The sequence below is a fragment of the Streptomyces dengpaensis genome (genome assembly GCF_002946835.1).
In the GTDB taxonomy this organism is placed as follows: domain Bacteria; phylum Actinomycetota; class Actinomycetes; order Streptomycetales; family Streptomycetaceae; genus Streptomyces; species Streptomyces dengpaensis.
Genome location: NZ_CP026652.1, coordinates 415,833 through 430,034 on the forward strand (window position 1 = coordinate 415,833; position 14,202 = coordinate 430,034).

Sequence of the window (14,202 nt, forward strand, 5' to 3'; positions counted from 1 at the left end):
GTGTTGGGGTGACTGTTGTTGAGGCCGTGGCACGTGTGCGAGTCAGTAACGGGCGTCCTGTTGAGCAGTTGGCATGCCATCCGCGGCTTCCCCTGGTCGCCGGCTTGGACTCGGAACGTCCGGCGGTCCACGTCTGGGACTGCGAGGCAGGGCAGCTGCACGAACTCGGTTCTGTTGGCGCCGAGTCGACTGTCTACGGCGATGCCGTCGGTTGGGACCGGACGAAGCGGACACCCGCTGTGACATGGCATCCAGACCAGCCGCTGCTCGTAGTGGCGGGCGAGGGCGGAGTGGTGCAGTGGACTCCTGCCGGGCTCTCCGAACTGGAAGGTCTTCCACCCACGGCCCGCTACCGCAGTCTGGCATTCAGCCCGGACGGGCAGACATTGTGGGCATCGCCGTCTTCAGGCAATGAAGAGAGCGCATGGGGCAGCTCTGACGTCCTCGACCTCGCTTCGGGAACCGTCAGTACGGGCCCACCTTGGGACACCGGGGTCGCGGAGCATCCCGCCGGCGGCTTGGTGGCCACGCTCTGCAGCGATCAAGGCGCGACGCTCGGACTCTTCGCGCGAGTCGATCACGAGACCGCGCCTGCTGCGATGCGAGTGCTTCGCCGGGCGCTGATCTTGGATGCCGACGGCTACGAGACGCCGATCTTCAGCGCAGACGGACGCCATCTTGCGATTCGAGGCAACGCATACGACAACTCACTGGAGGTATTCGAGTTTCCTTCGCTTCACCGCGTTCTGGCGACAACTCTCGGCGACCCCAGCCCGGGCTACCCATACCCGCAAGAGTGGCTTGAACAGATGCGCGCCTGGTCGCGACACAACATCGCGTTCGGAGCCCAACCTGGCGTGCTCTGGGTCGGAACGCCCACCGGGACTCTTGTCGAAGTCGACCTCGAAACTCGGCACGCGGTCGAGCACGACGTACTGGCCGGCTGTCCGGTGTCCGGGCTGGGCACCACGACGACGGGCGAGCTCGTCATCGCCAGCGGTGGAGGCGATCTTGTGCTCTTGTCCGTGCGCGCCGGTTCCGCAAAGACCCCCACCACGGACGGCGATACGTCGAGGGCCGCAGTCACAGCGTTCTTGGACGCCACCTCCGAGGTTCCTGACGACAGCGACCTGGAGACACACCTCGTCGTAACCGACGGAGCCCGCACCTGGGAATCAGATGATCTGGCGACAGTGACCACCGCAACCGCAACAGATCCGACCTGGCTGCAACTTCAAGCAGCTATCAACAACGTGCGCGACCAGGACAAGTAACCGCTCGAACGTGCATAGTCACCTTCAGGATGTGGGACAGCAGCCGCTGTCCCGGGGGCAGCCAGCCATCGGATGGACCGCGCGCTCCGACGTCCAGCCTGCCGGGGACGTATCCGCGTACCCAGCAGGGTACGTTCACGCGAATGCCGACAGCGGCGGCCGGAGGCCATTACGGCGAAGTACGGGGCCAAAGCAGCGCCCGTGCACGAGCGTTCTCTTCAGCGGAGTGAGGCAAAGGTCGCATCCTCGCCAGCGCCTCCAAGAACGGCATCCCCACTGCCCGCGCGGGCGGCCGCGACCTGCCCGGCCTGGTTCTGGACATCGACGCCACCCTGGTCACCTGCCACTCGGAGAAGGAGCAGACAGCGCCCACCTACAAGCGCGGCTTCGGCTACCACCTGATGCTGTGTTTCCCGGACAACACCGGCGAGGCCCTGGCCGGGGTGCTGCGTTCCGGCAACGCCAGCGCGAACACCGCCGCCGACCACATCACCGTCCTGGATACCGCCCTGGCCCAGATCCCCGACGCCCACCGCCACGGCACCGACACCCTCATCGCACCGACAGCGCGGGAGGCGCGAAAGCGTTCCTCCAAATGGGGAGGCTAGCGGCTGGCGGACCAAGCCGCCGATCAGTGAAGTACAGCGGCGAGGGCCGCGCCGGAAAGTCGGCTCTCAGACCTGTTCGGCGCCAGCCCGCTTGCGTGCACGATAATTGCGCAGGTTGGCCGCATTGCCGCAGACGCGGACGTCGTGCCAGACGCCACTGTTATTGCGGGAGCGGTCGTAGAAGGCAGCCGAGCAGCGCGTGTTTCGGCAAGACTTAAGGCGGCGCAGCGTGTCGGTGCACTGCGCCTGGTAGACCTCGATGAGGGCGAGTGACGCCACCTGCCTCCATCCCGTTCCGCGTGGCTCGGCGTGAATGGACCCGTGCTCGTCGAGCCGCAAGGCGGTGGGCAAGGTCATCAGTGAAGCCACCGGGCCGGACTCCGGTGCCGAGTCGCCGACGTGCGCCTGCAGGATTTGGCCCAGATCATGACGGAAGTCGCGGAGGCCCTGCACGTCCTCGACTGTCAGATCGATGCTGGGTGCGGGCCGGTGGGACACGCTGCTCCAGCTCTTCAATGCTTGGTCAAGCCAAGCACGAGCGCCCTCAGCGGTCTGCAGAAGGTCGGGCTCGCGCGGCTTGCCGGCGGACAGTGTGTTGAGCAGGTCCTGCACGAAGGCCAGCCCGCTCGGGGCGGGCTCCAGGCCGTATCGGACCGTCGCAGGCCAGGACATTCTCGGATCTCTTTCCGTGACGGCAACTATGGCAACATGCCCATAGCGTATTTACTTATTACGTTTTAAAGTGTAACTCCCCGAGTGGTTGGTGTCAGCTTCCCTGAAGTTCGGCACATGCCCCGGTTTGGTCGCCCGCGTAGACTGCGCGACTCGGGTGAATCCACGAACAGAAGCATCTGAGTCTTGGGTACCGCTCCGCTCGCAAGTGGACAGCCAGCCTCGCAGGGTGACGTCGCCCTCCGCGGTAACAGCGGCGCTCGATCCTCATGTGTTCTCATTCGTCCGCGCCGGGCATCGTGGCTCCAGAAGGCGACCACTCAACGGTGCCGATCGGTGACCACTCCTTCGTACGACCCTCGAGACGCGTGGCACGCCGGCTTTGGCAGGCCTCGAGCACGTGCTCGTCCAGCGGAGTGGTGAAGATGCGCATGTGAGGCTGCCGGTCGCTCGTCCCCACTTGCCTGCGAACGCTGACTGGCCACGAACTTTGGCGCCTCAGGCTGCGGGATGTGGCCCACCCGGGATATCCACAGGCTGGCAGCCAGGGCCGCCAGGTCAGCCCTTGGCGGACCTGGCCGAGCCCCACAGTGCGCCCTGGTTGACCCGGCCGGGATGCAGTTCCAACATCCCGCGGTAGAGGTCAAGAGTGGTCGTAGTGCGCTCGGCGACTGCCTCGAAGTCGTGGATGTAGCGCCGGGTCTCGGCGATTGCCTCCGGGTCGTCAGGGCGGTCGGGGTTCTTGTGTCCCGCGACCACCACTTCAGGGTCCAGTGCGGCGATGGTGTCCAGCGCGTTCAGCCAGGCCCGGCGGCCCTCGGCGGGCGATTCAGCGAGGTAGAGGTGCACATCGTTGTAGACGGCGTCACCGGCTACGACCAAGCCGATCGACGGTACGTGCAGGCAGGTGGTGTCGTCGGTGTCCGTGTGCCCAAGTCCCACGACGACAATGTCGTGGCCCTCCAGCTCCAGACGATCGCCAGCCAGCGGCTCTGCGGCCACGAGTCTGTCCGGGATCTGGCCGGGGAAGCGCTTGTTCCAGAACGACGCGACAAGCTCCGGCGCCATCTGGTGCGTCATCTGCTCCACCACAGCTGGCGCAGCGACCGCGCGCGCCCCCGGGAAGCGCTCGAGAAGGGTGCCCAGCCCGAACCAGTGGTCACCGTGCCCGTGGGTCACGAAGACCGTGGTGAGGTTCTTGCCGCTCGCCGCAACCCAGTCCGCCAGCCGGTCGGCCTGCTCGGCAGTCATCATCGCGTCAACCAGTACCGCATCGCGCTCGCCCGTGATCAGTGTCGCCGTGATGGGCGACCACATGCGCCGGGGGAGATCGGGCGGCAGGTCCGCGATCTCGGTGGGGATCGACGGCGCTACGTGGACACTCCAGCTCAGCTGCGCTCCAGGCATGATCGCTCCCTTGGGACTCTGAGGCAGCCTCGAGGACTTTGACTGCTCCCCTCCCTGAAGGGAGGGGATTCTCTCCTTCAGAGTTGAGTGGGGATTCCAGGCTCAGGCCGCCTCCTGGCCCAGCGGGCCAGGATGTCTTACGCCCTCGATACCTGCCGGGCTCAGACCCGCCCGGACCAGCATCACGTGCGCGGAGTTCTTGTCCCTGGGGCAGACGGCTCCGCACGCGGTGCAGGCATACGTTCTCTCGGAAAGAGGCAGTGCGTGCTTGGTTCTCGCTCCGCACTGCGCACAGTCCATCGTGGTGTGCGCGGGGTGCACCAGGTGCACGATGCGCCCGTGCTTGCGCGCCATCTCCAGCAGTGCCCTCTTCGTGCTGCTGATGGCCGCGTCCGCTGCCTTGCGCGCCATGGTGGTCCTGGCGAGGAACTTGGGCCGGAAGTCCTCTGCCGCTATGGCGTCGTGGTCGCGCACGACCTTCTTGGCCCACTTGCGGCCGGTGTCTTCCCGCTGCCGGGCGACCTTCTTGTGCAGCTGCGCACGGAGCCGCTGTGCCTCCCGGTAGCCCTTCGACCCCGCTTGCCCCTTCTTCGGCTTGCGGCGCGCCATCATCCGGTCGTACCGGGTCAGCTTCGCCTGAGCCTTCTTCCCATGCCCGGCATGCGGAAGGTCGTGGTCGTCGCTGGTGGTGGTTGCGGTCTCCTTCACGCCCCAGTCCACGCCGAGCACCCGGCCCGTCGCCGGGAGCGGCTGGATCTCGGCGGCAACGACGAAGGAGCAGTACCAGTGCCCCACACTGTCTTGGTGGACGCGGACGCTGGACGGGTCGGCCGGAAGGTCGCGGGACCACACCACCGTCAGACTGATGCCGCCGGCCAGATGCAACCGGCCGTCGTTGAGGCGGAAGCCGCGCTTGGTGTAGTTCAAGGTCGGGCCCGCCTCGCGCTTCTTCTTCCAGCGCGGCATCCCTGCCCGCTGCCGCATGGGCAACCGGTCCCTGCTGTCCTTGTGGGCCTTGGCTCGGGATTTCCCGAAGTCGCGGATGATCTGCTGCTGAGGAACCGAGGATCCGCGGGCCAGCCACGGGGTGGTGCGCCGGGCTTGGGTCAGCATCGTGTCGAGCTGGGCCGGGCCGCATGTCTGCTTCTCGCCGGTCGCCTTGTTGCGCCGGTGCGCGGCCTTGGACTTGGCCACGCACTCGTTCCACACCCACCGGCAGCGGTCCCACTCGCCGAGAAGGGCCTTCTCGGCGCCGGCCGAGACGCGAAGACGATAGGTGTACCGGGCGTGCCCCGCACCCTCCGTCATCGCTCCCGCAGCCATGAATCTCAACCTACCCGGGAGGTACGACAGTTGACCCCCATTTGATCTTTGTGGTGCCTCACCTGCGCGAAGGGCGGACGCCCAATCGCCCTGGCGGCGATTCGGCTTCTCCTGCCCTGCTCCGCAGGAGTCCGAATCCTCCCCGGCCTGGGATCGGGTAGTAGCGATCGGGGCCATCAATGAACCCGGCTTCTACGCGGAGCGGGCGGCCGTGCACGCTGACCAAGTAGCGCGCATACCCGAGGGCGTCTCGTTCATCTCTGCGGCGGCGCTGCCGATCGCATCGCTGTCCGCGTGGTACACGCTCCGCCGGCTGGCCGACCTGCAGCCGGGAGAGTCCGTCCTCATCAATGCCGCGGCCGGCGGGGTCGGCAGTGCGGCCGTGCAGATCGCCGCAGAAGTCGGCGCGACCGTGATTGCCACTGCAGGGTCTCAGGCAAGGCGTGACTGGGTCAGCGGACTGGGAGCCGAGCATGTACTCGACTCCCGAACCACCTCGAGCGACGAGCGCGTGGGCAAGATCCTGCAACTCACGGACGGCCAGGGCGTTCACGTCGCCCTTGACCTCGTCGGCGGTGACGCTTTCGGTGAGAGTCTGACAAGCCTTGCCCACGGTGGACGCGTCATCTCCGCGGCCAATGTCGCGCTGCAACCTAGCACCATCGACACGCGTGACTTCTACCCCAAGAACGCGCGAATCTACGGGTTTCAGATCACAGGCCTGATAGAGGACGGATATGACGCGCGAGGAGACCTCACGGATCTCCTCGCCCGGGTCGCACACCGGCGTCTCACCGTGCCCGTCGACGCTGCCTACGAACTCACTGAGGCAGGCAAGGCTCATGCCCACCTTGAGCAGCGCACCAACCAGGGCAAGATCGTGCTGGCTGTTCGTCACAGCTGACAGCACCGCGGGCCCGACGCGACTTACGGTGTGGCCGTCTGTCGGCGGCTGTGGCAGGGCTTTTGCCGACCTCACGCCGACTTTGCCGAAATCCGGTCGTATGAGGTCGAGGCCCCCTTTTCCGCGGCTGCGTGCCACGCGGCGGTCCTCGCAAGCTCGGTGGCGGCCGGACGGATGCTGATCCGGCGGGCAGTTGCGCGCCGATGTGGGAGCTTGCTGCTTCACCTGCGTCTTGTGGAGAGTCGACAAGTGCGAGTGCAGTGGTTGCTTGTGGCGACGCCGCTCTTCTTGGCCCGCTGACAGAGCGGTCCCTGGGTTCGCCGTGGGGCTCCGGCCGTCCACCGCCTGCTCGTGCCGTTCTTCCTGCTCACCAACTGGAACCATTTCCTAGCGGGACCTTGCGCCCCGGCATCAGGCGGTCCAGCTCACCAGGGGGAACTTCAGGGACGGGCAGACGACGGCGAGAAGTACCTGCGGCTGGGACGGCTGATGGCGTGGGCCCGCGAGGGGCGGACGCGGGCCCACGCCGGTTCGACGGACGGATCCGGCGGCGGACGGTGCGTCGGCGGCTCGCCCGGAGGACTCCTACGGACGCCTCGACGCGCGAAGCCGCTCCTCAACTGGTGTGCTGGTAGCTCTTACGGGCTTTTCGTGTCACTGGAGAGAGCCAGATGAGCACCTATCGAGTTGCGCAGGTCGCCGCCGCCGGCGGTCCGCTCGAGATCGTCGAGCGTGACGTTCCTCAGCCCGGCCCCGGCCATGTACGGATCGCCGTGGAGGCTTGCGGGATCTGCCACAGCGACGCCGCGTTCGTCAACGATTTGCTGCCGGGGGGCGTCAGCTTTCCGGTGGTCCCCGGGCACGAGATTGCCGGGCGCATCGACGCACTGGGGGAAAGGACGAACAGCGTCTGGCAGGTCGGCGACCGGGTGGCGGTGGGCTGGTTCGGCGGCAGTTGCCGCCGTTGCACACCCTGCCGACAGGGTGACTTCATGATGTGTGTCAACCTGAAGGTCCCCGGATGGGCTTACGACGGCGGGTTCGCCGAGTACGTGATCGCACCGACCGATGCCTTGGCCCGTATCCCCGACGAGCTGGCGCCGGCCGATGCCGCGCCCTTGGCCTGTGCCGGGGTGACCACATACAACGGTCTGCGGCGCAGCTCCGCACGGCCGGACGACCTGGTCGCCGTGCTCGGCATCGGAGGCCTCGGTCACTTGGCGGTGCGGTACGCGGTCGCCATGGGCTTCGAAACCGTGGCCATCGCCCGCGGGTCGGACAAGGAGGACTTCGCCCGTCAGCTCGGTGCCCACCACTACATCGACAGCCTCGCGGACACCCCCGTCGCGGAAGCACTCCAGTCCCTCGGCGGCGCCAAGGTGGTCCTGGCCACCGCCGCCAACTCCGGCGCCATCACGGCCACCGCGGACGGGCTCAGCCACCGCGGCGAGCTGGTGGTCGTCGGCGTGGACATCGAGCCGCTGGGCATCAACCCGGGCCAGCTAATCATGCGCGGGCTCCTCGTCCGGGGCCATTCGGGCGGGACCGCGCAGGAGATTGAGGAAACCCTGTCGTTCAGCGCCCGGCACGGGATCCGCCCTATGGTCGAGGCCGTGCCGTTGGGCCAGGTGGACGAGGCCTACCGGAAGATGATGGACGGCGCCGCCCGGTTCCGGATGGTGGTCACCACCCACTGACAGGGGTGTGATCACTGGGCGGTCCGCGTGAGGTCCTTGATCCAGATCATCGAGCAGGCACAGATCCGGGTGGCCAGGAGGGCCTGGAGTTCGCGGAGGACCGCGTAGAGGGTCAGGCCGGCGCAGGGGCTTTGGGGTCGAGCCGGAGCAGCGTGCAGAAGACCTGGGCGAGGGAGGCGGGGGTCACATGCCGGTGCCGGCCCAGGCAGTTGCGGCCTTCGAAGTGGTCCAGCCCGAGGCCGTCTTTGAGCTCGCGGTGACACCTCACGCCCTCAACTCGTCAAGCAGCTACGGCGAGTTGTGAGACGACGGCCAGGGCCATCACCGGGGTGATCATCGAGGCTTCACCTGGCAGGACTACCGCGACTTTCTCGTCCGGGCCAACCTCCGGCTCGGCGACCCCATCGTGGTCGTCCGGGACAATCTGAACGTTCATCGCTGCAGCCGGTTACGGCAGTACGCAGCCGAGCACGACTGGCTCACCAGCCCGTCATGCGCATCCCGCAGATGGCACCCGTGATCGAATGATCACCATTGCGGTTGCCTCGAACACCGCTCGGTTGGCCACAACGCACTGACTGCGCGGCCCTGCGCCTGTCTGAGGCGATCGCGCGCGTGCCGGAGGGGCACGTGAGCGACGAGGACTACAACGCGGCCGCAGCTGTGGTCTCCGCAGATCAGGTCTCGGCGGTTGCCTGGCCGGCAACGGTGATGGACGCCTTCAGCCGCGTCGCGATCACAAGTGTTTACGGTCGCCGCGACTGAGCCACCGATCGGCCCGCTGCGGCAAGCTGCTTCAGCTGATCGGGCCACCGGTCACCCCGGGCCGCAGCGGGCGCCGCGGCCTTGGTGACACCCCGAAGTCGCGGGAGACCTGAGTGAATCCTCGGAGTAGTACGGGGCTCCGTTGCAGCGCCTCTCGGCCCGGGGCCGACGCGCCGGCAGCTCTCCGGCGATCCGCCGCTCAGCGATCCGCTCGCTGGGTTTCCGCGCCCGCCGACGCGCCCGACCGCTGTGCGCTCGCGGATCAACTCGCTCAGGAGGCGGACAACCGGGCAGGACCATGGCTACTCCTTGCCGGCTCGGCGGCTGTCTCGACGGCACGGCGGCGAGGAGCGGGACCGGCGGCCGGGCCTCTCGGGCAGGGTGGGCCGGTCCGGACGTACGGTTGTGCTATGAGTGCTGCACCGGACGATGGCGCTGCTCAGGCGTACGGGTCCGACCCTCCCGACGCCGCCGGGTCGGCACTCCGGGTGGAGTTGGACCGGCTGCTGGACCTCGCTGTGTGCGACACGGGCGCGCACGCGGGAGCGGTCTTCCTGCTGGCGCCCGACGGGCAGGCGCTGCGGCTCGAGGTGACCGCCGGCATGCCGGCGGAGTATCTCGCGCCCTGGCTTGGGGTGGGGCTGTCCAGTCCTGTTCCGGTGGCCGAGGCGGTGCGCGAGCGACGGCTGGTGTGGCTCGGCCGCCCCGAGGAGCTCGCCCGTCGCTACCCGCGCACGGCGATCGCCCTGCCGTACCAATTCGCGGTGGCCGCGGCGCCGATCCTCACCGGCACCACCGCCTGGGGCGCGCTGCTGCTGTTCTGGCCCTGCTGCGACACCGCCGAGCTTGCCGACCCGGGCTCCGAGCGGGTCGGCGCCGCCTGTCGGCGCCTGGGGCGGTTGCTGCGGGACGCCGCCGACGCCGGCCGCCCGGTCACTCCCGGGGCGCTGCCGCGCATGCTGCCCCAGCCGCCCACCCGGACGTGGGAGCCGACCGAGGCACTGGCCGCAGCGCACTTCGCCGAACGCCTGCCGGGAGGCAGTTGCACCCTCGACCTCGAGGGCAGATTCACCTACCTCAGCGCCACGGCCGCCGATCTGCTGGGCGGCAGCATCCCCGATCTGCTCGGCAGGCGCCCCTGGCAGGCCCTGTCCTGGTCCACCGACCCGGCCTTCGAGGACCGCTTCCGTGCCGCCGTGGTCAGTCGGCAGCCAGGATTCTTCACCGCCATGGTCCCGCCGGACCGGTGGCTCGCATTCGAGCTCTACCCCGACGGCTCCGGGGTGAGCGTCCGCATTGTGCCGGCCGATCCCGGCCGCACCTCCACGGCAGCGCCCGCCGGGACGGGGACGCCCCGGGGCGAGCCAATTCCCCTGGGCGAGCTTTATCAGGTGCTGCACCTGGCCGCCGCCCTCTCCGAAGCCGTCGGCGTGGGCGACGTGGTCGACCTGGTTGCCGACGAGATGCTGCCGGCCTTTCACGCCAGCACCCTGGCCCTGTTCGCGGTCGAGGACGGCAGGCTGCGCCTTATTGGCTGCCGGGGCTACAACCCCTATCCCCCGGAGCTCTTCGACGGAGCGACGCTGACCTCCCCGGCCGCGGTCGGCACCCTCGCCGGCGGCGTGCCGAACTTCTTCGCCACCTTCGAGGAGGTGGTCCGCGCCTACCCGCTCGCCCCCCGCCAGGACGGTCTGCACGCCTGGGCCTATCTGCCGCTGATCGCCTCCGGGCGCCCGGTGGGCTTGTGCGTGCTCGCCTTCGACCGGCCCCACCCCTTCTCCGGCAGTCAGCGGACCGTCCTCACCGCACTCGCCGGACTGATCGCGCAGGCGCTGGAACGGGCCCGCCTGTACGACACCGCCCAAGAGCTCGCGCAGACCCTGCAAGCGGCTCTGCTCCCCGACTCGCTGCCCGACCTTCCCGGACTGGATGTGGCCGCCCGCTATCTGCCCAGCGTCCGCGGCATGGACATCGGCGGCGACTTCTACGACCTGGTCCGGGTGGACGACACCACCGCGGCCGCAGTCATCGGCGACGTCCAGGGCCACAACGTCACCGCCGCCGCACTCATGGGCCGTTGCCGCCTCACCATTCGCTCCCACGCCGCCGCCGGGGCGACGCCGGCGCAGGCCCTCGCGCAGGCCAATCGCCGGCTGGTCGACCTGGACCCGGGCCGCTTCGTCAGCTGCCTGTACGTCCAGCTCGACCTCGCACACCGCCGGGCCGTCCTGGCCACCGCCGGGCACCCCCCGCCGATCCTGCGCCACCCCGACGGACACGCCGAGGTTCTCCGCGTGCCGCCGGGGGTGCTGCTCGGCATCGACCTCGAAGCGGACTATCCCACCACCGAGATCCCGCTAGAGCCCGGCACCGTCCTCGCCCTGTACACCGACGGACTCGTCGAGACGCCCGGTGGCGACCTGGACGACGCCATGGCCGGGCTCGCCGCCCAGCTCGCCCAGGCCCGGCCCCAGCCCGTGGACCAGCTCGCCACGGCCCTGATCGACCACGCACGGCAGACTGCCCCGCGGACGGACGACATCGCCCTGCTGCTCATCAGGTTTGTCACCGCCGGGTAGCGTACCAAGCCGCGGGCCGCGCGATGCGCCAGGTCGCCGCACGCCCCCGCAAACACGTCGTCCCCTTCGGCGCCGGCAACCGTAAGTGCATCGGCGACAAGTTCAGCCGGCTGGAAGCCACCATCACCGTGGCCACCATCCTGCCCGGCTGGCGGCTGGCGGCTGCCGCAAGGTCAGCCTGCGCGTGGCGCTTACCAGGAGAGGAGCGGGCAGCCGGCAAGAAGGCGCCCTCCACCCCTAAGTACAAGTGCGTCATGTACTTCGCCGGGTCCGCATGCAGGCCGTCGGCTCCCCGACGGTGGTCGTCCGGACCGTGCCGCCGAGGATGCCGGCCCGCACCACCAGACTTCCCGTCCTCGAACCTGCCGTCGTGTACCGCGGACCGCCGCGATGTGCCCCTCCTGCTCCGTCCCGTCCCGGGCCGACGGCTAGCCGGCCCGGGACGGGGCGGAGATGCTGATCCAGCTCACTCCGTCGGTTTCGGTTCATCGACCTTGGTCGGATCGCCTGTGTTCGACACGATGACGGCCAGCAGCTTGGCCCGTTCCGTCGAGCTCGCGTTCTCCGTGAGCGCGTGGAAGGAGTTCGGTGGTTCGACCCAGTGCTCGCCGACGCGGTAGGTGCGGACCGGCTCGTTGTCGAGCTGGCTGCGTACAGTGCCCTCGAGCACGTAGGCGTAGACGAACGCCTCGCCATGGCGATGCGGCACCGCGCGTGCGGAGGGCGGGAAGTCGACGACCTCCGAGGTGAACGTCTTGCCCCGGACATTCGGCAGTTCCTGCTCAAGCAGTACCTTCACCGTCTCGGAGGGCGGCGTGGGGGGCGTCGGTGGTGTGGTTGGTGAGGGCTGCGCATTCCCAGAGACTGCCGCTTTCGCCGCGGATGGCTCGGCAGCAGTCGCTCCCCCTGCCGCGGGGACGAATGCGGCGGTCGCGGCCACCATGCCGGCAGCCAGACACCGCAGGGCTCGTCGTGTTTTGATCATGACGTCGAACCTCCGGTCCTACTCGACGGTCATCGACCAGCGCGCAGATTCCCCATCATCGGTGAGGAACCGCCCTCCCGCGACTTCGCGGTCATCGGTCCCGGCGGCCTCTGCGTACCGAGCGTCCCGCCAGCAGCAGAGTCACGGCATTGGGCAGACACTGTGCCGCCCGGGCCGGATCCCTGCCTCCGCACCTGAACCGTGCACTCCCACCCCACCGACGACGACACCGCCGCAGCAGCAGCAGCCACCGTGCTCTTGCCAACTCCCGGTGTCCCGGTCACGGTCACCAGCCGGTGACGGGCCACCAACTTGCCCGCCGCAGCCGTCTCCTCCTGCCGGCCGATCACAGCAGTGCGCTCACCCCCCATACGCGGGCCTGCCCCCGAACCGCCACCGCTTGTCCACACTGTCGTCCTGCTTCCCTGCGTCTGCGCTGTTCACTGAACCAGCCGCGCAGCCTCCCGCCCAACAGCCCGCCCTCAGGAAAAACCGTTGCCGCAAGCCGCGCCACGGCAGGCCCAACGCGTCCCGCGTACGCCGCGGTCGCGGCACGCCACGCCAGACACCCCACCGAAACCTAGAACTCAGGCCCGAATACCGAGGCCGGTGCGATCCAGCCGGAACATTTCAGTCGGATACCACCGGCCACACTGCGCGGGGCTGGTGCCCCGCACGATCAGGGAGGCGGTCGGTAGATGGCGGCCGGCGGAGCAGCCACGCAGGCACCCGGCTCGGCGGTGGTCACCAGCCGCTCCACCCAGGTCTGATCGGTGAGATGACCGGGGAGGGCCCGGCGTTGCACGGTGCCGGACTGGTCCGGGTAGAGGAACTGGATCGCTGCGCGCTGAGTTCGCGGTTGGGCGCTGCTGCGGGCGGACACCAGTGGCGATGTCGTGCCGCGGTCCGTAAGAGCATGACGCTCTCGACCATCGCGCAGATGCTGCGCCGACACGGCTTCAGCCAACAGGTCCCGGCCCGCCGCGCAGTGGAGCGCAGCGAGGAAGCCGTCACCGGCTGGGGGAAGGAGGACTGGCCCCGCGTGGAAGGACCGCGGCGGCGATCGGGCCTGGTTGTGCTTCGAGGACGAACCCGGCTTCTCGGCATCGGCGTACGGCGGCGGACACCTCCCCGCGTTGGCCTGGCCGTGGATTACGCCGGTTCCAGAAGAACGGCCGGCAGGGTGCCGTGCACGATCAGGTCTTTCGGTAGCGAGAGTCCGAAGAATCCTTCGACGACGCCCAGCGCGATGCGGTGCACGTCCTCTCGGTCCCGCTCCGGGTCCGGCAGGCCGGCAGCGGTCAGCAGCTCCTGCAGTCGGGCGGCCGTCGCGGGGTCGCCGTCGACCCCCTGGTAGCCCCACGAGGCGGCCAGGTGCAGATTGCAGGCGCTCAGCAGGCGGCCGTCGTGAAAGCAGGCGAAGTGCGGCGGGACCGGTTTGCCGTTCTCCTCCTCGTACTCCAGGAGGCAGACGTGCGCGCCGCCGCGCGATACCGGTGCCAGTGGGCCGAACTCGCCCTGCCAGCCGCCGTACGCTACCGCGTATGTCCAGTCCCCGGTGTGGCCGAGGCGCAGCCCGATGCCGTCGGAGGAATCGCCGTACGTGTCGTCCATGAGCTCCAGAAGGGACTCTCCGGTGTGCTCCCCGGCCGCCACGGCGGTGTGCTTCGTGTCGTACAACACGGTCGCCGCGAGGCGGTCGGCGAGCTCTTCCGGGGAGAGCCCACGGGCAAGCACCACGTGGTAGCCCCCGAAGGCGATGGATTGGCGGGCAGCGAGCCAGGTCGTTCCGTTGGTCATGACGGCCATCCTGGCTGGTCCCTCTGACACCACGGGCGTCGGACCCCATGGGCTTCCCCACTCCCGGCGGCCACGGCGGAACCGCGTGCGGGTCGACTGGCCCTTAGCCTCGATCCACCGACGCGCTCTGAAGATGATCTCTTGGTCGTTTTGTGGGCTGGTTTCGGTCGGTGGTCGTGGATGGGCAG

12 protein-coding genes and 3 pseudogenes are annotated in these 14,202 nt (G+C 68.8%); 7 read left to right on the plus strand and 8 right to left on the minus strand.

Annotation, left to right across the window (positions count from 1 at the left end):
- Positions 1-8: 8 nt before the first annotated feature.
- A complete protein-coding gene (locus tag C4B68_RS01930) occupies positions 9-1,274 on the plus strand; it encodes a WD40 repeat domain-containing protein (protein WP_240634129.1) in 1,266 nt (421 codons plus the stop codon).
- Between the two features lie 290 nt (positions 1,275-1,564).
- Positions 1,565-1,866, plus strand: a pseudogene (locus C4B68_RS01935) (transposase); the annotation flags it as partial.
- An 82-nt stretch (positions 1,867-1,948) separates the two neighbouring features.
- On the opposite strand, the gene C4B68_RS01940 reads toward C4B68_RS01935, so the two are convergent.
- The 3 genes from C4B68_RS01940 to C4B68_RS01950 form a co-directional block, all read right to left on the minus strand.
- Positions 1,949-2,494: a CGNR zinc finger domain-containing protein gene (locus C4B68_RS01940; RefSeq protein ID WP_240634131.1), complete on the minus strand. Its 546-nt coding sequence runs from the start codon at positions 2,492-2,494 to the stop codon at positions 1,949-1,951.
- 618 nt (positions 2,495-3,112) lie between these two features.
- The gene (locus C4B68_RS01945; protein ID WP_240634132.1) at positions 3,113-3,961 is read right to left on the minus strand and encodes an MBL fold metallo-hydrolase; all 849 of its coding nucleotides are present in this window, start codon (positions 3,959-3,961) and stop codon (positions 3,113-3,115) included.
- A 102-nt stretch (positions 3,962-4,063) separates the two neighbouring features.
- The gene (locus C4B68_RS01950; RefSeq protein ID WP_104879943.1) at positions 4,064-5,284 is read right to left on the minus strand and encodes an RNA-guided endonuclease InsQ/TnpB family protein; all 1,221 of its coding nucleotides are present in this window, start codon (positions 5,282-5,284) and stop codon (positions 4,064-4,066) included.
- 211 nt (positions 5,285-5,495) lie between these two features.
- Between C4B68_RS01950 and C4B68_RS01955 the strand changes: the two genes are divergently transcribed.
- Together C4B68_RS01955 and C4B68_RS01960 are read left to right on the plus strand one after the other, a co-directional pair.
- Positions 5,496-6,188 (plus strand): quinone oxidoreductase family protein, encoded by a 693-nt coding sequence (locus C4B68_RS01955; RefSeq protein ID WP_167458985.1) that lies wholly within the window; start codon positions 5,496-5,498, stop codon positions 6,186-6,188.
- Positions 6,189-6,859: 671 nt separating this feature from the next.
- Positions 6,860-7,885: an alcohol dehydrogenase gene (locus C4B68_RS01960; RefSeq protein WP_099506777.1), complete on the plus strand. Its 1,026-nt coding sequence runs from the start codon at positions 6,860-6,862 to the stop codon at positions 7,883-7,885.
- A 112-nt stretch (positions 7,886-7,997) separates the two neighbouring features.
- On the opposite strand, the pseudogene C4B68_RS01965 reads toward C4B68_RS01960, so the two are convergent.
- Positions 7,998-8,144, minus strand: a pseudogene (locus C4B68_RS01965) (IS701 family transposase); the annotation flags it as partial.
- A 21-nt stretch (positions 8,145-8,165) separates the two neighbouring features.
- Positions 8,166-8,321 (minus strand): hypothetical protein, encoded by a 156-nt coding sequence (locus C4B68_RS41635; RefSeq protein WP_167458986.1) that lies wholly within the window; start codon positions 8,319-8,321, stop codon positions 8,166-8,168.
- Positions 8,322-8,515: 194 nt separating this feature from the next.
- Between C4B68_RS41635 and C4B68_RS44015 the strand changes: the two genes are divergently transcribed.
- The 3 genes and pseudogenes from C4B68_RS44015 to C4B68_RS42830 all read left to right on the plus strand — a co-directional run.
- Positions 8,516-8,650: a hypothetical protein gene (locus C4B68_RS44015; RefSeq protein ID WP_257217558.1), complete on the plus strand. Its 135-nt coding sequence runs from the start codon at positions 8,516-8,518 to the stop codon at positions 8,648-8,650.
- A gap of 410 nt (positions 8,651-9,060) precedes the next feature.
- Positions 9,061-11,229: a SpoIIE family protein phosphatase gene (locus C4B68_RS01975; protein WP_099506778.1), complete on the plus strand. Its 2,169-nt coding sequence runs from the start codon at positions 9,061-9,063 to the stop codon at positions 11,227-11,229.
- Between the two features lie 23 nt (positions 11,230-11,252).
- Positions 11,253-11,369 (plus strand): annotated as a pseudogene (locus C4B68_RS42830) (cytochrome P450); the annotation flags it as partial.
- Positions 11,370-11,695: 326 nt separating this feature from the next.
- On the opposite strand, the gene C4B68_RS42835 reads toward C4B68_RS42830, so the two are convergent.
- The 3 genes from C4B68_RS42835 to C4B68_RS01995 all read right to left on the minus strand — a co-directional run bounded on the left by C4B68_RS42835 (position 11,696) and on the right by C4B68_RS01995 (position 14,014).
- On the minus strand, positions 11,696-12,028 hold the full coding sequence (locus C4B68_RS42835) for a cupin domain-containing protein (RefSeq protein ID WP_240634659.1): 333 nt from the start codon (positions 12,026-12,028) through the stop codon (positions 11,696-11,698).
- Positions 12,029-12,893: 865 nt separating this feature from the next.
- Positions 12,894-13,097, minus strand: coding sequence for a hypothetical protein (locus tag C4B68_RS41640; RefSeq protein ID WP_167458933.1), 204 nt, complete (start codon positions 13,095-13,097; stop codon positions 12,894-12,896).
- A gap of 269 nt (positions 13,098-13,366) precedes the next feature.
- Positions 13,367-14,014, minus strand: a complete 648-nt coding sequence (locus C4B68_RS01995; protein WP_143674608.1) for a DUF6461 domain-containing protein — start codon at positions 14,012-14,014, stop codon at positions 13,367-13,369.
- Positions 14,015-14,202: the final 188 nt, after the last annotated feature.

Coding starts and splice junctions, on each gene's coding strand:
- C4B68_RS01945 (WP_240634132.1), bottom strand. CDS start 3,961: ATGCCTGGAGCGCAGCTGAGCTGGAGTGTCCACGTAGCGCCGTCGATC.
- C4B68_RS01950 (WP_104879943.1), bottom strand. CDS start 5,284: ATGGCTGCGGGAGCGATGACGGAGGGTGCGGGGCACGCCCGGTACACC.
- C4B68_RS01960 (WP_099506777.1), top strand. CDS start 6,860: ATGAGCACCTATCGAGTTGCGCAGGTCGCCGCCGCCGGCGGTCCGCTC.
- C4B68_RS41635 (WP_167458986.1), bottom strand. CDS start 8,321: ATGAACGTTCAGATTGTCCCGGACGACCACGATGGGGTCGCCGAGCCG.
- C4B68_RS01975 (WP_099506778.1), top strand. CDS start 9,061: ATGAGTGCTGCACCGGACGATGGCGCTGCTCAGGCGTACGGGTCCGAC.
- C4B68_RS01995 (WP_143674608.1), bottom strand. CDS start 14,014: ATGACCAACGGAACGACCTGGCTCGCTGCCCGCCAATCCATCGCCTTC.